Here is a 19,982-nt window from a genome sequence, read left to right as displayed (position 1 = left end):
TTATTTAGGATCCAAAACTACAAAAGGAACTATCATTTCTTCTAACGAAACACCTCCATGTTGATAGGTGTTTCTATAATAACCAACATAATGATTATAGTTGTTCGGATAGGCAAAAAAGAGATCGTTCTTGGCAAAAATGTAACTACTGCTCAAATTGATGTTCGGCAAGTGAATTTCTTGCGGATTTTTGGTGGCCAACACATCCTTGTCCTGATAGGTAAGACTTCGCCCAGTTTTATAGCGAAGGTTCAAGCTGGTTTCTCGATCACCGATTACCTTAGACGGCTGTTTTACATTGATGGTGCCGTGGTCCGTGGTCAAAATCAACTTCATTCCCAAATCCTGGGCCTGTTGGATAATTTCCAACAAGGGCGAATTTTTAAACCAGCTCAAGGTAAGGGACCGGTAGGCCTTGTCGTTGGCGGCAAGCTCCTTAACCACCTCCATTTCTGTTTTTGAATGGGAGAGCATATCCACAAAATTATAGACAACAACAGTTAGATCATTATCTTTTTGGGATTTAAAGTTTTGGGCCAGTTGCTTACCTTGTTTAAGGTTGCTTATTTTGTGGTATTCCCAATTCAGACTAAGCCCAAGCCTTTTTAATTGTTCTCCAAGAAATTCTGATTCGTGGAGGTTTTTTCCGCCTTCGTCAGTGTCATTTTTCCACCAATCAGGATACCTTTTCTCCATTTCATAAGGCATCAGGCCAGAAAAGAGTGCATTACGGGCATATTGCGTTGCCGTTGGCAAAATGCTGAAGTAGGCACACTCTTGCTTCTTTTTATAATATGCCGATAATGTTTTCTCAAATGCCAACCATTGATCGTACCGCAAATTATCGATCACCACCAAAAGGGTTTTGCTCTCTTCCAATTCGGGCTGAATCTTATTTTTGAATAAAGTGTGGGACATTATGGGGGCATCACCATCCCTAAACCAACCTTTATAATTCTTGTCCACAAACTTGCCAAACTGCGAATTGGCCTCAGTTTTCTGGGATTCCAATATCTCGAACATACCTGAGTCTTCGATTTGCTCCAGTTCCAGCTCCCAATAGATCAATTTTTTATAGAGGTCCACCCACTCTTCCTGTGTATTGATCATAGAGAGGTCCATGGCAATTTTTCGGAATTCCTGTTGATAGTTGGCGGTGGTTTTTTCAGAAACCAAACGGGAATTGTCCAAACTCTTTTTTAAGGAAAGTAAAATTTGATTGGGGTTTACAGGTTTAATAAGGTAATCGGCAATTTTGGAACCAATGGCTTCGTCCATTATATATTCCTCCTCGCTTTTGGTGATCATCACCACGGGGATGGAACCATCGTATTTTTTTATTTCTGTCAAGGTTTCCAAACCAGAAAGCCCTGGCATGTTTTCATCGAGGAAAACAATATCAAAAAAAGTTTCCTTGATCTCTTCAATGGCGTCTTGGCCACTTTGGCTGGTAACCACTTTGTAGCCTTTGCTCTCTAAAAATAATATGTGAGGTTTTAATAGGTCTATTTCATCATCGACCCAAAGAATTGTTATCTTGTTCATATAGTAGTTATCTTTGTGGGAATTAAAACAAAAAACTTTGGTAAAAACCAATAAGCTTCATGTTTTCAACGATCCAATTTACGGTTTTATTGGAACTCCCAACGAACTAATTTTTAGTCTGATTTCGCACCCTTACTTTCAAAGATTGAGGCGAATATCCCAAATGGGGCTATCTTATTTGGTATATCCCGGGGCCCACCATACCAGGTTCCACCATGCGCTGGGTAGCATGCATTTAATGACCAAGGCCATTCAGGTTTTAAAATTAAAGAATGTTGAGATTACAGAAGAGGAGGAGAAAGGGTTATTGTGTGCCATTTTGCTGCACGATATTGGACATGGCCCATTTTCCCATGCATTGGAAGGTTTTGTGGCAAAAGAAATAAGCCACGAACAGATTTCCTTGAGATTTATGATGGAACTGAACAAGGAGTTTGAAGGACAACTCGATATCGCCATTTCTATATTTAAGGGGGATTACCCCAAGCCGTTCTTAAATCAACTGGTATCCAGTCAGTTGGATATGGACCGGTTAGATTACCTGAAACGTGATAGTTTTTACTCTGGGGTTACCGAGGGGAACATCAATTCGGAACGGCTCATCTCCATGTTAAACGTAGTCAACGGAAATTTAGTGGTAGAGGAGAAGGCCATTTATGCCGTGGAAAAATTTTTGATGGCCCGTAGGTTTATGTATTGGCAAGTTTACTTGCACAAAACAGGATTGGTGGCCGAGCAATTGTTGATTCGGATTATGCAGCGGGCAAGACTGCTGTTGCTAAGAGGGGAAGATTTAATGGGAAGCCGGCCATTATTGTTTTTTCTGAAGAACAATAGGGCACAGGCATTTAATAAAGAGGTTCTGGAGACTTTTTCGGAACTGGACGATATTGATGTTCTGGGTGCTTTGAAAAATTGGCAATTCCATGATGATTTTGTGCTTTCCAAACTGTGCAAGATGATTTTGGACAGAAGACTTTTGCACGTTAAAATAAAAAAGAGACCCATGACTCCTGAAAAAATGAACGAAAAGTTGGATTGGATCATAGAAAAGCATGATCTTTCCGTTGAAGAAGCTTCCAATTTTGTGTTTCAAGGAGAAATATCCAATAAAGCATATAGTAAGGATGAGGCTATTCAAATTTTAAAAAAGAACGGGAAAATTTCGGATGTTTTAAAGGAGTCGGACCAGCTTAGCCTAAAAGCATTGGCCAAAACCGTCACCAAATATTACAGCTGTTATCCAAAGAAAGCCGTTTAACAAATTTTGTTACTTTTGCACCAATGAAATTTACAGCTACCCAAATTGCCGGAATCTTAGAAGGGGAAGTTGAGGGAAATCCTCAAATCGCTGTCCATAAATTGTCAAAGATAGAAGACGGTGAAAAAGGGTCTTTGACCTTTTTGGCCAACCCAAAATATACATCGTACATCTATTCCACCAAGGCATCGATAACCATAGTAAACAAGGATTTTATTCCAGAGCAGGAGATTTCTACCACACTTATTAAGGTAGATGATGCCTATAAATCCTTTTCCAAATTATTGGAGTACTACAATCAAGTCAAAAACAACAAGATAGGGGTTGAAAACCCTTGTTACATTTCCGAAAGTGCAAACTACGGCGAAGGTTTTTACTTGGGTGCTTTTGCCTATTTGGGAGATAATGTTAAAATCGGGGATAACGTTAAAATATATCCCAATGCTTATGTGGGCGACAATGTGGTTATTGGCGATAATGTTATTGTTTTTGCCGGGGCCAAGATCTATTCAGAAACCATTATAGGTAACAATTGTGTTATCCATGGTGGTGCAATCATTGGGGCAGATGGGTTTGGTTTTACACCAAACTCAAATGGAGAATACAGCAAAGTACCGCAGACTGGCAACGTAATAATTGAAGATAATGTGGATGTAGGTGCGGGAACCACTATAGACCGCGCCACTTTAGGATCCACTATTTTGAGAAAAGGTGTGAAACTGGATAATCAAATCCAGATAGCACATAATGTAGAAATTGGCGAAAATACCGCCATTGCCGCCCAAACCGGGGTGGCAGGTTCCACCAAAATAGGAAAAAACTGTTTAATTGGCGGTCAAGTGGGCATTGTGGGCCACATCATCATTGGTGATAGGGTGCGCATTCAGGCCCAATCCGGAATCGGAAGAAACGTAAAAGATGACGAAGTCCTCCAAGGGTCACCAGCATTGAACTATGGAGACTTCAACAAATCATATGTACACTTTAAGAATTTGCCGAAATTGGCAAATCAAATCTCCAACATAGAAAAAAAAGTTGAAGGTGAGCAAACCAAGTAACAAACAACGCACCATAGCTAAAAAAGTAACGCTACAAGGTGTAGGGCTACATACGGGCGAAAATGTAACCATGAGTTTTCTTCCTGCCGATGAGAACCATGGCTATGCATTTAAAAGAATTGATTTGGAAGGGGAACCCATAATTGAAGCCGATGCCAATTATGTGGTAAATACCCAGCGTGGCACCAATCTGGAAAAGAATGGCGTTAAAATCCACACCTCGGAGCATGTGCTTGCAGCCCTGGTCGGTTTGGATATCGACAACGTCCTAATTGAATTGGATGCCCCGGAGCCTCCCATCATGGACGGTTCCTCCAAATTTTTTGTTGAGGCGCTGGAAGAAGCAGGTATAGTGGAGCAAGAGGAGGAGCGTGAGGAATTTGTGGTAAAAGATGTTATTTCATATAGAGATGAAGCCACAGGAAGCGAAATTACCGTAATTCCTGCGAACGAATACCAAGTAACTACAATGGTGGATTTTGGAACCAAGGTTTTGGGCACACAAAATGCCACTTTGGAAAAAATGTCCGATTTTAAAGAGCAAATAGCAGACTCACGTACCTTTAGTTTTCTTCATGAACTGGAAATGTTACTGGAAAATGGCCTGATCAAGGGAGGTGATCTCAATAATGCCATTGTTTATGTGGACAAGGAGATATCGGAATCCACAATGAAGAAATTGGAGAAGGCCTTCAACAAAGAAAAACTATCCGTAAAGCCGAACGGTATTTTAGATAATCTTACCCTGCACCATCCAAATGAAGCGGCTCGGCACAAGCTGTTGGACGTGATTGGGGATTTGGCCTTGACAGGCACCCGGATCAGGGGTAAGGTAATCGCAAACAAACCTGGCCATTTTGTGAACACACAGTTCGCAAAAAAGTTATCCAAAATCATTAAAATAGAAAAAAGAAACAAAGTTCCCAGCTATGATTTGAATCAAGAGCCTTTGCTCAACGTGAATCAAATTATGGAGAGATTGCCTCACCGACCACCGTTTTTGTTGGTTGATAAGATTTTGGAACTGTCCGACACCCATGTGGTCGGAGTTAAGAATGTGACGATGAACGAACCGTTTTTTGTCGGTCACTTCCCCGGAGCTCCAGTAATGCCAGGGGTTTTGCAAGTAGAGGCGATGGCTCAAACTGGCGGAATACTTGTTTTGAGCACCGTTCCAGACCCAGAAAACTACCTAACGTTCTTCATGAAGATTGACAAGGTAAAGTTTAAACAACAAGTGGTACCGGGAGATACTTTAATATTTAAATGCGATTTGATTTCTCCCATCCGTAGAGGTATCTGTCACATGCAGGCCTATGCTTATGCCAATGGTAAATTGGTGTCCGAAGCCGAATTGATGGCCCAGATCGTAAAAACAAAAAATACAGATTCGTAGATGAACCAACCATTAGCATATGTACACCCCGGGGCCAAAATTGCCAAAAATGTGGTAATTGAACCCTTTACCACCATACATAATAATGTAACCATTGGGGAGGGGACGTGGATTGGTTCCAACGTTACCATAATGGAGGGGGCCAGAATCGGAAAAAATTGCAGCATTTTTCCAGGTGCCGTAATCTCCGCTATGCCCCAAGATTTAAAATACCAAGGAGAGGATACCACCGTTGTAATTGGGGACAATACCACAATCAGGGAGTGTGCCACCATAAACAAAGGAACTTCCGACCGAATGAAAACGGTTATCGGGAATGATTGTTTGATCATGGCCTATTGCCACGTAGCACACGATTGTTTTGTTGGCGATGGCTGCATTTTTAGTAACAATTCAACTTTGGCGGGACATGTTACCATAGGTCAAAATGTAGTTTTGGCGGGAATGGTTGCCGTACATCAGTTTGTTTCCATAGGCAACCATGCCTTTGTAACGGGTGGATCATTGGTCCGTAAGGATGTGCCCCCGTATGTAAAAGCGGCCAGAGAACCACTTTCTTATGTAGGTATCAATTCCATTGGATTGCGAAGGAGAGGTTTTGAATCTGACAAGATTCGCGAGATTCAAAATATTTACAGATTACTATATCAACAAAACTATAACAATTCCCAAGCGGCATCCATTATTGAGGCTGAGATGGAAGCAACTCCAGAAAGAGATGAAATTCTTCAGTTTATAAGAGATTCGCAACGAGGGATAATGAAAGGTTATTTCAGTTCAAATTAAAAATTTATGGCAAGTACTTCCGATATAAGAAAAGGGTTGTGCATCAGGTACAACAACGATATTTACAAAATAATCGAGTTTCTTCACGTAAAACCAGGTAAGGGACCCGCTTTTGTCCGCACCAAACTGAAAAGTGTAACTACTGGAAAAGTGGTGGACAATACATTTTCTGCCGGACATAAAATAGAGGATGTGCGTGTGGAAACACGTTCCTACCAGTTTTTGTACAATGATGGTGACACCTATCATTTTATGAACACGGACGATTACACCCAGATCGCTTTGCAAAAAGATGCTTTGGATGCATCCGATTTGCTAAAAGAAAGCGAAGTGGTGACCATCATTTTCAACGCAGAGGACAATATGCCGCTTTCCGTTGAAATGCCAGCAAGTGTTGTGTTGGAAGTAACCCATACCGAACCTGGCGTAAAAGGGAATACGGCAACCAATGCAACAAAGCCAGCCACTGTGGAAACGGGAGCTACGATCAATGTGCCGCTTTTTATCAACGAAGGCGACAAAATAAAGATCGATACGGAAAAAGCAGCCTATTTGGAACGTGCCAAAGAATAGCTTGAATGAAATTCCCTAAAACCTATACCTTAAAGGAAATATCGGAAATTATTGATGCCGACTTTGTGGGGCGTAATGATTTCCCTGTTTTGGGTATGAATGAAATCCATGTGGTAGAAGAGGGAGACATTGTATTTGTGGACCATCCCAAATATTATGATAAGGCCCTGCAATCCAAAGCTACGGTGGTACTCATCAACAAAAAGGTAGAGTGTCCCAAAGGCAAGGCTTTGCTAGTGTCCGATGACCCTTTCAGAGATTTCAATAAATTGACCCGACATTTTAAACCTTTTGAAAGCGCGGCTTCATCCGTTGCTGAAACAGCTGAGATAGGTGAGGGAACGGTGATTCAACCGAATGTTTTTATTGGAAACCATGTAAAGATTGGTAAGAATTGTGTGATTCACCCCAATGTTACCATTTATGATGGATGTATTTTGGGCGATAATGTTACCATCCACGCAGGAACCGTTTTGGGAGCCGATGCGTTCTACTACAAAAACAGGCCCGAAGGTTTTGATAAATTGCTTTCAGGCGGAAATGTAGTGATCGAGGACAATGTAGATATCGGAGCTGGGTGTACCATTGACCGCGGGGTAACAGGTTCAACAACCATAAAAGAAGGAGCCAAATTGGACAATCAGATTCAAGTGGGGCACGATACCGTTATTGGTAAGAAGTGCTTAATAGCCTCTCACGTTGGTATTGCAGGTTGTGTTGTTTTGGAAGATGAAGTAACCCTTTGGGGGCAGGTAGGCATCACTAGTGGCATCACCATAGGCAAAAAAGCTGTGATATTGGCTCAATCTGGCATTTCAAAATCACTAGAAGGCGGTAAAACCTATTTCGGATACCCAGCTGAAGAAGCACGTGAAAAATTGAAACAAATAGCATCCATCAAAAAGATTCCAGAAATCTTGCAAAAACTGAAAAAGATTTAAGAAATCAATAGATAAAAACTTTAGTAAACCATATTTTTGTATCTCTACATTAAGTTAAATATATGAGCGTCTTAGTAAACAAGGATTCAAACATAATTGTACAAGGATTTACCGGTAGTGAAGGAACCTTCCACGCCGAACAAATGATTGAATACGGAACCAACGTGGTTGGTGGTGTGACCCCCGGAAAAGGTGGTCAGGAACATTTGGGAAAACCAGTTTTTAATACAGTGGAAGATGCTGTAAAAGAAGTTGGTGCCGACACCACTATTATTTTTGTTCCGCCCGCATTTGCTGCGGATGCCATTATGGAAGCTGCAGATGCCGGAATCAAGGTGATCATTACTATTACCGAAGGAATTCCCGTAGCGGACATGGTAAAAGCCAACGATTACATTAAGGATATGGATTGCACATTGATCGGGCCAAACTGCCCAGGTGTAATTACTCCCGGTGAAGCCAAAGTTGGCATTATGCCAGGATTTGTCTTCAAAAAAGGAAAAGTGGGCATTGTTTCCAAATCAGGAACTCTGACTTACGAAGCTGCCGACCAAGTAGTTCGTCAAGGATTGGGAATCACTACGGCCATTGGTATTGGAGGTGACCCTATCATCGGAACCACTACAAAACAAGCTGTTGAGCTATTGATCAATGACCCAGAAACAGAATGTGTTGTAATGATCGGTGAAATTGGCGGTCAATTGGAAGCAGAAGCTGCAAGATGGTATAAGGAAAGTGGTAGCAAAAAACCAATTGTTGGTTTTATTGCCGGTGAAACCGCTCCTGCTGGACGTACCATGGGACATGCCGGAGCCATTGTAGGCGGTAGTGACGATACGGCCCAAGCCAAGAAAAAAATTATGCGCGATTGTGGTATCCACGTAGTGGATTCACCCGCTGAAATTGGTGTAAAAGTGAAAGAAGTGGTTGGGTAACCAACCGTTAAAACCATACTAAATCCCGTTTTATGCGGGATTTTTTTTCGTCTACGAGCATGTTTGAAAAGGATTGATTGAAGCGAAAAATCATCATTTTTAGCCAATTGAATTGTTTTTAAATATGCTCTAAACCTAAAACAACAACTATATTTGACTTGTTGTGTATTTTGAAAAATAAAAATTAGTTCTAGGCGTCAGTTCGAGTGATTGTGAGGGACGAAAAATCGTACCTGCCTGCCGGCAGGCAGGTCGAGAATTTTTTAGATGAAAATTCTTTTTCTCGATACAAATTTCACTCCTACTGTCGTGAAAACCACTCGAAATGACGAATTTTAGCAAAATGAACAACAACTATATTTGGTCAATAACCATTCAAACATAATTATCTATGCAACTTTTGGAAGGGAAAAACGTAATCATAACAGGAGCCAGTAGGGGGATTGGTAAAGGAATTGCCGAAGTATTTGCAAAACACGGTGCCAATGTGGCTTTTACCTACAGCTCCAGCGAAGCTCCAGCCTTGGAACTGGAAAAAGAACTGACCCAAATGGGCGTGAAGGCCAAGGCCTATAAAAGTAATGCCGCCAGTTTTGAGGAATCTGAGGCCCTTGTGGCCAAGGTTTTGGAAGATTTTGATGGCAGAATCGATGTACTCATCAATAACGCTGGTATTACAAAAGACAATTTATTGATGCGTATGGGCGAAGATGATTTTGATAAAGTAATCGAAATCAACCTAAAATCGGTATTCAATATGACCAAAGCGGTGCAACGTACCATGTTGAAGCAGCGTAAAGGTTCCATAATCAATATGAGTAGTGTGGTTGGTGTAAAAGGCAATGCCGGACAAACCAACTACGCAGCTTCCAAAGCGGGTATGATTGGTTTTACCAAATCCGTAGCATTGGAATTGGGATCAAGAAACATCCGTTGTAATGCCATCGCTCCTGGTTTTATCGAAACTGAAATGACCGAGAAATTGGACGAAAAAGTAGTTCAAGGTTGGAGAGAAGGCATTCCATTAAAACGTGGAGGTAGCCCTGAAGATGTGGCAAATGCCTGTGTGTTCTTGGCATCCGACTTATCGAGTTATGTTACAGGACAGGTATTGAACGTTGATGGTGGTATGTTAACATAGAATTGAATGGATTTACGCACGGTACTACTTATTGTTTTAGCAGTTACTGCCGCGCTTACCATAGTATTTTTTCAATACTTTTATAAGAACTCGAGAAAAGGTTCGCTTAAAATAATATTGGCCGCATTGAGGTTTGTTACCTTATTTTGCGGCCTTTTGCTTTTGATAAACCCAAAGTTTGTCAGCAAGGATTATTTTGTGGAAAAAGCGAATTTGATTCTCTTGGTGGACAATTCCACTTCCATGGAAGATGCTTCTACCACTTCGGAGATTTCCCAAGCCATAGCCCAAATTAAAGCCGATGATGATTTAAGTGAACGGTTTACCATCCATCAATACGGGTTTGGCAATACAATTACAGTAACGGACTCTGTAAATTTTAACCAAGGAAATACCGACGTCTCCAATGCCCTTTCAACCTTAAATGATGTTTTTGTGAACGGAAACAACGCCATTGTGCTGTTTTCTGATGGAAACCAAACCCTGGGCAGGGATTACGAATACATCAACCTGAATAAAAATTCAACAATATACCCTGTTGTGGTCGGGGACACCACGCAGTATGAAGATATTTCAGTTGGACTTATCAACGTAAATAAATACGCCTTTTTACGAAACAGCTTCCCTATTGAGACTTCCATTCGGTACCAAGGTTCTCAACCAGCTTCCAGTACGGTTACCATTTCCATAAATGGGAATAGGGTGCATCAAGAACGGGTAAACCTTAATAGCGCAAAAAACAGTCAAACCCTAAATACGGTGGTCGAGGCGCAAAGTGTGGGCATCAAAACCATCAAAATTGCGGTGGGTGCGTTGGAAAATGAACGCAATACGGTCAACAATTCCAAAGAGACCGCCATTGAAGTAATCGATGAAAAAACCAACGTAGCCATAGTTTCGGATATGCTCCATCCAGACATCGGCTCATTAAAAAAATCCATTGAATCCAATGAGCAACGTTCGGTTGCCCTGCTAAAACCAAATGCAAGTCAGTCTGTTCTAGAGGAATCCGACCTTATAATCCTGTATCAGCCGAATCGGAATTTTAGGAGTGTTTATGAATTTCTAAAAAACTCAGGTTCCAACTACTTTACAATAACAGGAAGCAAAACCGATTGGAACTTTTTGAACCGGGTACAAGAAAGTTTCACCGTTTCCGGCAGTAGGCAACCAGAAGAAATTTTACCCGTTTTAAACAATGCCTTTGGCCTGTTTGGTTTAGGTGAATTTTCGGTTGATGGATTTCCGCCCTTGAACGGAACTCTAGGGGACATCCAACTCAATAAGGACAACGAAACTGTTATATTCCAGCAATTACAGGGGGTTAATTTGGACAAGCCTTTGTTTGCCATTCTCACGGAATCCAATCAAAAGGAAGCTGTACTATTTGGTGAGAATCTTTGGCGCTGGCGCGCACAGGTATATCGTAACGACCAAAGTTTTCAAAAGTTTGATGAATTTATAGGCAATTTGATGGTATATCTGGGTTCCAACAGGCAGCGAAACCGTCTCGAACTCGATTATGAGTTGGTTTTTGATAATGCCAATATGGCCAAAATCAGGGCTTCCTATTTTGATGAAAGTTACCAGTTTGATGCCAATGCCGATATTTCCATCAAAGTGGAAGGTGTTGACAATGATTTTTCAAGAATTTCGCCCATGCTTTTAAAAGGTTCTTTTTACGAAGTGGATTTGAGCGATTTGGATGCTGGTGAATACAACTTTACTGTTACTGTTCAGGATGAAAATTTAAAACGTTCGGGAGCATTTAGAATATTGGATTTTAATCCCGAAAAGCAATTGGTCTCTGCCAACTACAAAAAATTGGGGCGTTTAGCAGCTAATAATAAGGGGCAACTGTACTTTTTGGATAAGCTTGAAGATTTACAATCCGATTTAACGTCCTCCAATGAACTTCTTCCTGTCCAAAAAAGCAGGGATAATGTTGTATCTTTGATAGATTTCCGTATTTTATTGGGGTTGATGATTCTTTCCCTAGCTGCGGAATGGTTCATCAGAAAATATAACGGATTAATATAAAACCATTTATACATGGATAAATTACCTAAAATTGCATTGCCTGCTTTAGCAGGAATTATTTTTCTTATCATTTTCGCGTCAAGGTCTACCGTAACTATTGGTTCTGGTGAGGCTGGGGTGCTGTACAAATATTTTGGTGGAGGTGTTGTTACCGACGAACCGCCTTTGGGAGAAGGTTTTCACTTGGTGGCCCCATGGAACAAAGTGTTTATCTATGAAGTACGCCAGCAAGAAAAACTGGAAAAAATGAACGTACTCTCTTCCAACGGGTTGGATATAAAACTGGAAGCTTCTGTTTGGTTTCAGCCAAAATCTGAAGATCTTGGAAAACTGCACCAAGAAAAAGGGGAACAGTATATAGAACGTGTGCTATTGCCTGCAATTCGTTCGGCTGCCCGTAGCGTGGTTGGGCGATATACACCGGAGCAATTGTACTCAAGCAAGCGAGATGCAATTCAACAGGAGATTTTTGAGGAAACGCAAAAAATTGTGGATGACCAATACGTTCAATTAAATGAAGTACTGGTGCGCGATGTTACATTACCTCCCACTATTAAAGATGCCATTGAACGTAAATTAAGGCAAGAACAAGAATCGCTGGAATATGAGTTTCGATTGGTGACAGCTTCGAAAGAAGCTGAAAAGGTTCGTATTGAAGCACAAGGAAAAGCAGATGCCAACCAAATACTGAGTGCTTCCTTGACGGATAAAATACTACAGGACAAGGGGATAGATGCAACCCTAAAACTCGCGGAATCCCCAAATGCAAAAGTGGTTGTAGTAGGGTCGGGAGATGATGGTTTGCCATTAATTTTGGGAAATAACTAATTTTCTCTTTTTTGATATAAAAATATATCCTACTTTTGGAGCGTAATGAGAAACAAAAACACACATCATCATTTTTATACTTGCCCTCAAGCGAGATAGAAATGTATTGTTGTTTTTAAAATATATTCTAACCCGTTTGAGAAATCAAACGGGTTTATTTTTTGTACCCCTTTGGTTTTTCGGACAAAACGATTGAAAAATGACAAAAATTAGAATTGCTGTTCAAAAAAGTGGCCGTTTAAACGAGGATTCCCTCAAAATTTTAAAGGATTGTGGAATTTCCATCGACAACGGAAAAGACCAGTTAAAAGCCACCTCCCGAAATTTTCCCTTGGAAGTATTTTATTTACGGAACGGGGACATCCCCCAATATTTGAGGGATGGAGTTGTGGACATTGCCATTATAGGTGAAAATGTGCTCATTGAAAAAGGAAAGGATATTTCCATTGCGGAGCGACTGGGTTTTTCCAAATGTCGTGTATCCCTGGCAGTCCCAAAAAATGAGACCTACAATTCCATTACGGATTTTGAAGGTAAAAAAATAGCAACATCCTACCCGAATACGGTAAAGGACTACTTGGCATCTAAAGGGGTTACGGCCGACCTGCACATTATCAATGGTTCTGTAGAAATTGCCCCAAATATTGGTTTGGCTTACGGTATCTGTGACATTGTTTCGAGCGGAAGCACACTTTTTAAAAACAATTTGAAAGAGGTGGAAGTAATGCTGAAAAGCGAGGCAGTTCTCGCAGTATCGCCCACCATCTCCGAAGAACGCAAAGAACTGTTGAAAAAAATCCAGTTCAGGATTAAATCGGTATTGCAGGCGCGCCAGAACAAATATGTGTTGATGAACGCACCGAATGATAAATTGGATGAAATTATCTCCATTCTCCCCGGAATGCGAAGCCCCACGGTTTTGCCCTTGGCCGAAGAAGGATGGAGCTCGGTGCATACGGTAATCAACCGGGAAACCTTTTGGGAAGTCATCGATGAATTGAAAGAGGCCGGAGCCGAAGGAATTTTGGTTTGTCCTATTGAAAAAATGGTACTATAATGCAGCGTATCAATTATCCACAGCAAAGTGATTGGGCCGAAATATTAAAACGTCCCACGCAAACTGTTGCCGATATTGAAGCAATTGTCAACAGCATTTTCAAAGAGGTGAAATCTGATGGCGATACCGTTATCAAAAAGTATACAGACCGGTTTGACCAAGTGAAATTGGATTCACTTCCGGTGTCTACTTCAGAAATTGAAAGAGCTGATGATGCTGTTTCCGATGCCCTAAAACAAGCCATTAACCTGGCTAAGGTCAATATCGAAAAATTTCATGCTGCCCAAAAAACTTTCAAAGTTGAAGTAGAAACCATGCCTGGCGTACAATGCTGGCAAGAAAAACGCCCCATACAAAAAGTGGGGTTGTACATTCCCAGCGGCACAGCTCCCTTATTTTCAACCATTTTAATGTTGGCAATTCCCGCTAAACTGGCAGGATGTAAAGAAATTGTGCTCTGCACCCCGCCCGATAAAAAAGGTGAAATCAATCCAGCGATTTTATACACGGCCCAACTTTGTGGTGTAACACGGATTTTTAAAGTTGGCGGTATTCAAGCCATTGCTGGAATGACCTTTGGTACGGAGAGCATTCCAAAAGTGTACAAAATTTTTGGACCAGGAAATCAATATGTCACGGTAGCGAAACAATTGGCCACCAGGCACAATGTTGCCATCGATATGCCTGCGGGACCAAGTGAGCTTTTGGTGGTTGCGGATGATTCAGCAAACGCTGCTTTTGTAGCTTCGGATTTGTTAAGCCAAGCCGAACACGGGGTGGATAGTCAGGTAATTTTGGTATCTACTTCAGAAAAATTGATCGAGGCCGTTGAAGAGGAGATTGAAAGTCAACTACAGCAATTGCCCAGAGCGGAAATAGCTCGCAAATCAATTGGCAACAGCAAATTGATTTTGGTGAAGAATGACCAAGAAGCTATGGATTTGATCAACGAATATGGCCCGGAACACTTTATTGTTTGTATGGAGAATGAAGCGTTTTACCTTGAAAAAATTCAGAATGCAGGCTCCGTTTTTATTGGCAATTATACGCCCGAGAGTGCAGGTGATTACGCTTCGGGCACCAATCATACGTTACCAACAAACGGTTATGCCAAACAATACAGCGGGGTGAATCTGGATAGTTTTATGAAGAGCATGACTTTTCAAAAAATATCCGAAAAGGGAATCCAAGGCATCGGAAGTGCCATAGAGCTTATGGCGGATGCCGAGGGATTACAGGCGCACAAAAATGCGGTAACCCTTAGGTTGAAAAGCTTAAAATGAAGAAAAAGATAGAATATTGGCTATACAAATTGACCATATACTTGCTTGTAGTATTTATTTTGGGTGATATTCTAATCCTTTTGAATTATTTGTTTACGGTGGCAGGAGTTATGGAAAGAAAATATGAAGATCTAAATCACACAGCTCTATGGGCAGGAGCAATCACATTTGTTTTAATTATTGTTGAGTATATCCTTAGAAAATTAAAGTGAAATTCAATTTAAATAACATAGTTAGAGAATCGGTTCGCAAGTTGCAACCCTATTCCTCCGCACGGGACGAATATGTCTCGGACGGTTCTGAAATGATTTTTCTGGATGCCAACGAAAACCCTTTTGATAATGGGGTCAACCGCTACCCAGACCCATACCAGCGAAGTTTAAAATCACTTTTGGCCGAACAAAAAGGGGTATCGGAAAGCCAAATTTTACTTGGAAACGGAAGTGACGAAGTTTTAGATTTGATTTACAGGGCTTTTTGTGAACCTAATCTGGATAACATTATCACTTTGCCACCCACTTACGGAATGTACAACGTGTTGGCGGGGATTAATTCCGTGGAGAACAAAGAAGTTTTGTTGACTACTGATTTTCAGCCGAATGTTAATGAAATTTTAAAAGTTACAGACTCCAATTCCAAGCTTCTTTTTATCTGCTCGCCCAACAACCCCACTGGAAACTCCTTCAAAAAAGAAAGAATTGAGAAGTTGTTGGAATCCTTTAATGGATTGGTGGTTATTGACGAAGCATATATTGATTTTTCAAAAGATGAAAGTTGGTTGTCACAACTTAAAACATATCCCAACTTGATTGTGACCCAAACGCTATCCAAAGCATATGGATTGGCAGGTATCCGATTGGGAATATGCTATGCATCGGAAGAAATCATCGCTGTCCTGAACAAAATCAAACCACCCTATAACGTAAATCAACTAACACAGCAACGAGCTTTACAGCGAGTATTGAATCAAGATTTGGTCGATCAAGAGGTACAGCAGATTCTTGATGAAAGAGATGGATTGATCAAAGCATTGGATAATCTGGATTTTGTAAAAGAATTATATCCAACCGATGCCAATTTTGTATTGGCCAAGGTGGATGATGCTAACAAACGTTACCAACAATTGCTTGAAAAGCAAGTGGTGGTGCGTAACCGAAGTACGCAACCGCTCTGTGAAAATACCTTGCGATTTACCGTGGGCACACCTCTGGAGAACAAAAAATTGATAGCCATTTTAAAAGAAATGAAGTAATGGGCAAAAAAGTACTATTTATTGATCGGGATGGGACGATGATCAAAGAAACTGCCGATGAGCAGATTGATGCCTTTGAGAAGCTAGATTTTTATCCCAAAGCCTTTACCTATTTGGGCAAAATTGCCAAGGAATTGGATTATGAATTGGTGATGATCACCAACCAAGATGGGTTGGGTACCGACATTTTCCCAGAAGATACGTTTTGGCCTGTGCAAAATTTTATCATCAAAGCTTTTGAAAATGAAGGGGTAGTTTTTGATAAGGTTTTTATAGACAGAACATTTCCAAAGGACAATGCAGATACCCGCAAACCAGGCACGGGAATGTTGACTTCCTATTTTTCTGAAGAGTATGATTTAGAGAATTCTTTCGTGATCGGTGACCGATTGACGGACATTGAATTGGCCAAAAATCTCGGAGCCAAAGGAATCTTTATCAATGATGAAACTCATCTGGGCACTGGAGAAATCACGGTAAAACGCGAAGAGTTGGATGAAAATATTGCATTGGAAAGCAATGATTGGGAAAAGATTTACGAATTCTTGAAACTGGAAAACCGGGTAGCCGAAATATCCCGAAAAACCAATGAAACCGACATTAAAATCAAGATAAACCTTGATGGAACCGGAAAGAGTGACATCAACACAGGTTTGGCATTTTTTGACCATATGTTGGACCAATTGGCCCGACATGGACAAATGGATTTAAACATTAAGGTAGATGGGGATTTGGAAGTAGATGAGCACCATACCATTGAAGATACTGCTATCGCACTTGGAGAATTGTTCTCCAAAGCGCTCGGAAACAAGCTTGGCATAGAACGCTACGGATTTTGCCTACCGATGGATGACTGCTTGGCACAGGTTGCCATAGATTTGGGGGGGCGGAACTGGCTGGTCTGGGACACCGAATTTAAACGTGAAAAAGTGGGGGATATGCCCACGGAAATGTTTATGCACTTTTTTAAATCGTTCACCGATGGCGCCAAGGCCAATTTGAACATTAAAGCCGAAGGCACCAACGAACATCATAAAATCGAAGCTATTTTCAAGGCTTTTGCCAAGTCCATTAAAATGGCGGTAAAGCGAGATGCAGAGAAAATGGTTTTGCCATCAACCAAAGGAATGCTGTAGATGAAACTAGTTATTATTGATTACGGAGCAGGAAATATCCAGAGCATCATGTTTGCTATTAAACGCCTTGGTTATGAGGCTGTTTTAAGCCATGATGCAGAAGAAATCCAAAATGCCAACAAGGTCATTTTTCCTGGAGTGGGAGAGGCTAGTTCGGCCATGGCAAAGTTGAAAGCCACAGGGTTGGACAAGTTGATTCCAACATTAAAACAACCCGTTCTGGGAATTTGTTTGGGTATGCAGTTGATGTGCCATTCATCCGAAGAGGGCAATACCAAAGGTTTGGGAATCTTTGATTTGGATGTGGTAAAATTTTCCAACAACGTTAAAGTCCCACAAATTGGGTGGAACCAAATTTCAGGTTTAAAAAGTAAGCTATTTACTAATATTCCAGAGAAATCATACATCTATTTGGTACACAGTTTTTATGCCCCGATCGGGAAAGAAACCATTGCAACTTCGGAATATGAACTAACTTACAGTGCCGCTTTGCAAAAGGATAATTTTTACGGAGTGCAATTTCACCCCGAAAAGAGCAGTGATGTGGGCAGTGAAATCCTGAAAAACTTTTTAACACTAACCTGATTATGGAATTCCAAATATCAACAGACAAGGATAGGTTGGATATCCAAAAGGTGCACAAAGAAGTTGCATTGACCTATTGGGGAAAGGGCAGGAGTATGGAAGAAACAATAATGACGATTGAAAAAAGTATCTGCTTTGGCATGTACGATGAAAAAGGGGAACAAATGGCTTATGCCCGAATAATAACCGACGGACTGGTTTTTGCCTACATTATGGATGTTGTTGTCTTTAACCCCAATAAAAGAAAGGGATTAGGAAAAAAATTGATACAACATATTTTGGACCGCTCAGATGTAAAAAAAGTCAATACTGTAGCACTCAAAACCATCGACGCACATCACTTTTATGAAAATTTGGGCTTTAAAAGGATAGGGGATTCGGAAATGTGGATGTCCATAGACCGAGTAAAATACGATTAGAAAATGAGATTGATTCCAGCAATAGACATCATTGAAGGGAAATGTGTACGCCTTTCCAAAGGAGATTACAAAACCAAAAAGGTGTATAACGAAAGTCCGTTAGAGGTGGCCAAGGCCTTTGAGGCCCATGGTATCCAATATTTACATTTGGTGGATTTGGATGGTGCAAAATCCAAGCATATCGTTAACCATAAAGTTTTGGAGACCATCGCATCAAAAACCAACTTACAAATAGATTTTGGGGGAGGATTAAAAACTGACAAAGATTTACGCATTGCTTTTGAAAGTGGTGCCCATCAAATTACTGGCGGAAGTATTGCCGTAAAAGACCAAGAAACTTTTTTAAGTTGGTTGCAAAATTTTGGTGCAAATAAAATCATTTTAGGCGCTGATGCAAATAACGAAAAAATTGCAGTTTCAGGTTGGCAAGAAGAATCTGAACAAGAATTGTTACCTTTTATTCAGTTTTACCAAAAAGCAGGTATTGTGTACGTAATCTGCACGGATATTAGCAAAGATGGTATGTTGCAAGGCCCTGCTTTTGAACTCTATAAAAAGATATTGGACAATACTTCCAATATTAAATTAATCGCTAGTGGAGGTATTTCTTCATTTGATGAGTTGCCAAAACTTGCTGAAATTGGTTGTGATGGCACCATTATAGGAAAGGCCATTTATGAAAACAGAATCAGTTTAAAACAATTGGAACATTACATTCTCCAAAATGGATAAGGAAAAACAACTCCAAGAAGAATTGGTTTGGAATGCGGGGTATCGTATGAACGAAAGTCTGCGCATGATCAAAATCTGCTTAGGGCAATTGACGGAAGACGAGATCTGGCAAAAACCCAACGAGTCTAGCAATAGTATTGGGAACCTCATACTTCACCTCTGCGGAAACATTACCCAATACGGTATTGCTTCCATTCAAAATTTGGAGGACAACCGCCAACGCGATGAAGAATTCTCAACAGTATCGGGATACACGAAAGCAGAGTTGGTCAAAAAACTTGAGGATACCATATCCGATGCAAAAAGGGCATTTTATGATGCTCCGCTCAACGAACTTTTACGTAAAAGAAACGTACAGGGCTTTAATTTTTCTGGTGTGGGAAACATTATTCATGTAACGGAGCATTTGTCTTATCACACAGGTCAAATAGCACTTTGGACAAAGATTTTACAGAATAAAGATTTGGGGTTTTATGGAGATGTAGACCTGAATATAAAGAATGAAACTAAAAATCAATAATTGATGAAAATTACGTCATGCTGAACTTGTTTCAGCAACTCGTAACCCTGTAAGTCAATCAGGATGGGACCCTGAAACGAGTTCAGGGTGACGGCAAACCATAATGAATCATTGAAGAAAAAATAAAAGTCAATTAAATCGTCATTCCGAACTTGTTTCGGAATCCCATATTGTATGCAACAAAGTTTTGTTTACATAATGACCAACAAGTACAGAACAACTTTTTATATTGGAGTGACCTCAAACCTTAGGAAAAGAGTTGCTGAGCATTATGAAGAAATTGGTTCAAAATTTACTAAAAGATATCGGCTAACTGATTTGGTATATTTTGAAACTTATTCTGACATCAATCAAGCAATTGCAAGAGAAAAACAATTGAAGAACTGGCATCATGACTGGAAGATCAATTTGATAAAAGAACAAAATCCAACTTTAAAAACGTTGGATCATGGATAACGTCATGCTGAACTTGTTTCAGCATCTCATCATTTGAG

Annotated in this window: 21 protein-coding genes; 20 read left to right on the top strand and 1 reads right to left on the bottom strand. The window is 40.6% G+C overall.

Features of this window, described 5'->3' with window-relative positions; genetic code table 11:
- Entirely contained in the window at positions 1-1,545 is a 1,545-nt protein-coding gene (gene porX / locus VM932_RS04030; protein WP_326277282.1) for a T9SS response regulator signal transducer PorX, read from the bottom strand.
- 37 nt (positions 1,546-1,582) lie between these two features.
- Here porX and VM932_RS04025 point away from each other — a divergent pair, with 37 nt between their 5' ends.
- From VM932_RS04025 to VM932_RS03930, 20 genes are all read left to right on the top strand, one after another.
- Positions 1,583-2,806, top strand: coding sequence for an HD domain-containing protein (locus tag VM932_RS04025; protein ID WP_326277281.1), 1,224 nt, complete (start codon positions 1,583-1,585; stop codon positions 2,804-2,806).
- Between the two features lie 23 nt (positions 2,807-2,829).
- On the top strand, positions 2,830-3,864 hold the full coding sequence (gene lpxD / locus VM932_RS04020; RefSeq protein ID WP_326277280.1) for a UDP-3-O-(3-hydroxymyristoyl)glucosamine N-acyltransferase: 1,035 nt from the start codon (positions 2,830-2,832) through the stop codon (positions 3,862-3,864).
- Positions 3,848-5,260: a bifunctional UDP-3-O-[3-hydroxymyristoyl] N-acetylglucosamine deacetylase/3-hydroxyacyl-ACP dehydratase gene (locus VM932_RS04015; protein ID WP_163624739.1), complete on the top strand. Its 1,413-nt coding sequence runs from the start codon at positions 3,848-3,850 to the stop codon at positions 5,258-5,260. The genes lpxD and VM932_RS04015 overlap by 17 nt, the downstream gene beginning before the upstream one ends.
- On the top strand, positions 5,261-6,046 hold the full coding sequence (lpxA, locus tag VM932_RS04010) for an acyl-ACP--UDP-N-acetylglucosamine O-acyltransferase (protein ID WP_293163112.1): 786 nt from the start codon (positions 5,261-5,263) through the stop codon (positions 6,044-6,046). It abuts the gene before it with no gap.
- Positions 6,047-6,052: 6 nt separating this feature from the next.
- The gene (efp, locus tag VM932_RS04005; protein ID WP_326277279.1) at positions 6,053-6,619 is read left to right on the top strand and encodes an elongation factor P; all 567 of its coding nucleotides are present in this window, start codon (positions 6,053-6,055) and stop codon (positions 6,617-6,619) included.
- A 5-nt stretch (positions 6,620-6,624) separates the two neighbouring features.
- The gene (locus tag VM932_RS04000; protein WP_326277278.1) at positions 6,625-7,560 is read left to right on the top strand and encodes a UDP-3-O-(3-hydroxymyristoyl)glucosamine N-acyltransferase; all 936 of its coding nucleotides are present in this window, start codon (positions 6,625-6,627) and stop codon (positions 7,558-7,560) included.
- A 62-nt stretch (positions 7,561-7,622) separates the two neighbouring features.
- Positions 7,623-8,495 (top strand): succinate--CoA ligase subunit alpha, encoded by an 873-nt coding sequence (gene sucD, locus VM932_RS03995; RefSeq protein WP_326277277.1) that lies wholly within the window; start codon positions 7,623-7,625, stop codon positions 8,493-8,495.
- 391 nt (positions 8,496-8,886) lie between these two features.
- On the top strand, positions 8,887-9,636 hold the full coding sequence (fabG, locus tag VM932_RS03990) for a 3-oxoacyl-[acyl-carrier-protein] reductase (RefSeq protein WP_326277276.1): 750 nt from the start codon (positions 8,887-8,889) through the stop codon (positions 9,634-9,636).
- A gap of 6 nt (positions 9,637-9,642) precedes the next feature.
- A complete protein-coding gene (locus VM932_RS03985) occupies positions 9,643-11,676 on the top strand; it encodes a VWA domain-containing protein (protein WP_326277275.1) in 2,034 nt (677 codons plus the stop codon).
- 12 nt (positions 11,677-11,688) lie between these two features.
- Entirely contained in the window at positions 11,689-12,504 is an 816-nt protein-coding gene (locus tag VM932_RS03980) for a prohibitin family protein (RefSeq protein WP_326277274.1), read from the top strand.
- A 199-nt stretch (positions 12,505-12,703) separates the two neighbouring features.
- Complete coding sequence (hisG, locus tag VM932_RS03975) at positions 12,704-13,561, top strand: ATP phosphoribosyltransferase (protein ID WP_293163129.1); 858 nt, start codon at positions 12,704-12,706, stop codon at positions 13,559-13,561.
- Entirely contained in the window at positions 13,561-14,844 is a 1,284-nt protein-coding gene (gene hisD / locus VM932_RS03970; RefSeq protein ID WP_326277273.1) for a histidinol dehydrogenase, read from the top strand. The genes hisG and hisD overlap by 1 nt, the downstream gene beginning before the upstream one ends.
- A complete protein-coding gene (locus VM932_RS03965) occupies positions 14,841-15,056 on the top strand; it encodes a hypothetical protein (RefSeq protein ID WP_326277272.1) in 216 nt (71 codons plus the stop codon). Before hisD ends, VM932_RS03965 begins: the two co-directional genes overlap by 4 nt.
- Positions 15,053-16,096 carry a histidinol-phosphate transaminase gene (hisC, locus tag VM932_RS03960; protein WP_326277271.1) on the top strand — a complete coding sequence of 348 codons (1,044 nt, stop codon included), beginning with the start codon at positions 15,053-15,055 and terminating at the stop codon, positions 16,094-16,096. Before VM932_RS03965 ends, hisC begins: the two co-directional genes overlap by 4 nt.
- Positions 16,096-17,232 carry a bifunctional histidinol-phosphatase/imidazoleglycerol-phosphate dehydratase HisB gene (hisB, locus tag VM932_RS03955; protein WP_326277270.1) on the top strand — a complete coding sequence of 379 codons (1,137 nt, stop codon included), beginning with the start codon at positions 16,096-16,098 and terminating at the stop codon, positions 17,230-17,232. Before hisC ends, hisB begins: the two co-directional genes overlap by 1 nt.
- Entirely contained in the window at positions 17,233-17,817 is a 585-nt protein-coding gene (hisH, locus tag VM932_RS03950; protein ID WP_326277269.1) for an imidazole glycerol phosphate synthase subunit HisH, read from the top strand. It begins immediately after the preceding gene.
- A 2-nt stretch (positions 17,818-17,819) separates the two neighbouring features.
- Positions 17,820-18,236 carry a GNAT family N-acetyltransferase gene (locus tag VM932_RS03945; RefSeq protein WP_326277268.1) on the top strand — a complete coding sequence of 139 codons (417 nt, stop codon included), beginning with the start codon at positions 17,820-17,822 and terminating at the stop codon, positions 18,234-18,236.
- 3 nt (positions 18,237-18,239) lie between these two features.
- A complete protein-coding gene (gene hisA / locus VM932_RS03940; RefSeq protein WP_326277267.1) occupies positions 18,240-18,968 on the top strand; it encodes a 1-(5-phosphoribosyl)-5-[(5-phosphoribosylamino)methylideneamino]imidazole-4-carboxamide isomerase in 729 nt (242 codons plus the stop codon).
- Positions 18,961-19,488: a DinB family protein gene (locus VM932_RS03935; protein ID WP_326277266.1), complete on the top strand. Its 528-nt coding sequence runs from the start codon at positions 18,961-18,963 to the stop codon at positions 19,486-19,488. Before hisA ends, VM932_RS03935 begins: the two co-directional genes overlap by 8 nt.
- A 174-nt stretch (positions 19,489-19,662) precedes the next feature.
- Positions 19,663-19,944 (top strand): GIY-YIG nuclease family protein, encoded by a 282-nt coding sequence (locus tag VM932_RS03930; RefSeq protein WP_326277265.1) that lies wholly within the window; start codon positions 19,663-19,665, stop codon positions 19,942-19,944.
- The last annotated feature ends 38 nt before the right edge of the window (positions 19,945-19,982 follow it).

This window comes from Flagellimonas halotolerans, from assembly GCF_035818535.1.
Classification (GTDB): Bacteria; Bacteroidota; Bacteroidia; order Flavobacteriales; family Flavobacteriaceae; genus Flagellimonas; species Flagellimonas halotolerans.
The sequence above is the reverse complement of the archived record's forward strand: the minus strand, read 5'-3'. Positions and strand labels throughout refer to the sequence as shown.

Coding starts and splice junctions, on each gene's coding strand:
- efp (WP_326277279.1), top strand. CDS start 6,053: ATGGCAAGTACTTCCGATATAAGAAAAGGGTTGTGCATCAGGTACAAC.
- hisD (WP_326277273.1), top strand. CDS start 13,561: ATGCAGCGTATCAATTATCCACAGCAAAGTGATTGGGCCGAAATATTA.
- fabG (WP_326277276.1), top strand. CDS start 8,887: ATGCAACTTTTGGAAGGGAAAAACGTAATCATAACAGGAGCCAGTAGG.
- VM932_RS03980 (WP_326277274.1), top strand. CDS start 11,689: ATGGATAAATTACCTAAAATTGCATTGCCTGCTTTAGCAGGAATTATT.
- VM932_RS03985 (WP_326277275.1), top strand. CDS start 9,643: ATGGATTTACGCACGGTACTACTTATTGTTTTAGCAGTTACTGCCGCG.
- VM932_RS03965 (WP_326277272.1), top strand. CDS start 14,841: ATGAAGAAAAAGATAGAATATTGGCTATACAAATTGACCATATACTTG.
- hisH (WP_326277269.1), top strand. CDS start 17,233: ATGAAACTAGTTATTATTGATTACGGAGCAGGAAATATCCAGAGCATC.
- hisA (WP_326277267.1), top strand. CDS start 18,240: ATGAGATTGATTCCAGCAATAGACATCATTGAAGGGAAATGTGTACGC.
- sucD (WP_326277277.1), top strand. CDS start 7,623: ATGAGCGTCTTAGTAAACAAGGATTCAAACATAATTGTACAAGGATTT.
- VM932_RS03945 (WP_326277268.1), top strand. CDS start 17,820: ATGGAATTCCAAATATCAACAGACAAGGATAGGTTGGATATCCAAAAG.
- VM932_RS04000 (WP_326277278.1), top strand. CDS start 6,625: ATGAAATTCCCTAAAACCTATACCTTAAAGGAAATATCGGAAATTATT.
- VM932_RS03930 (WP_326277265.1), top strand. CDS start 19,663: ATGCAACAAAGTTTTGTTTACATAATGACCAACAAGTACAGAACAACT.
- porX (WP_326277282.1), bottom strand. CDS start 1,545: ATGAACAAGATAACAATTCTTTGGGTCGATGATGAAATAGACCTATTA.
- lpxD (WP_326277280.1), top strand. CDS start 2,830: ATGAAATTTACAGCTACCCAAATTGCCGGAATCTTAGAAGGGGAAGTT.
- lpxA (WP_293163112.1), top strand. CDS start 5,261: ATGAACCAACCATTAGCATATGTACACCCCGGGGCCAAAATTGCCAAA.
- hisG (WP_293163129.1), top strand. CDS start 12,704: ATGACAAAAATTAGAATTGCTGTTCAAAAAAGTGGCCGTTTAAACGAG.
- VM932_RS03935 (WP_326277266.1), top strand. CDS start 18,961: ATGGATAAGGAAAAACAACTCCAAGAAGAATTGGTTTGGAATGCGGGG.
- hisB (WP_326277270.1), top strand. CDS start 16,096: ATGGGCAAAAAAGTACTATTTATTGATCGGGATGGGACGATGATCAAA.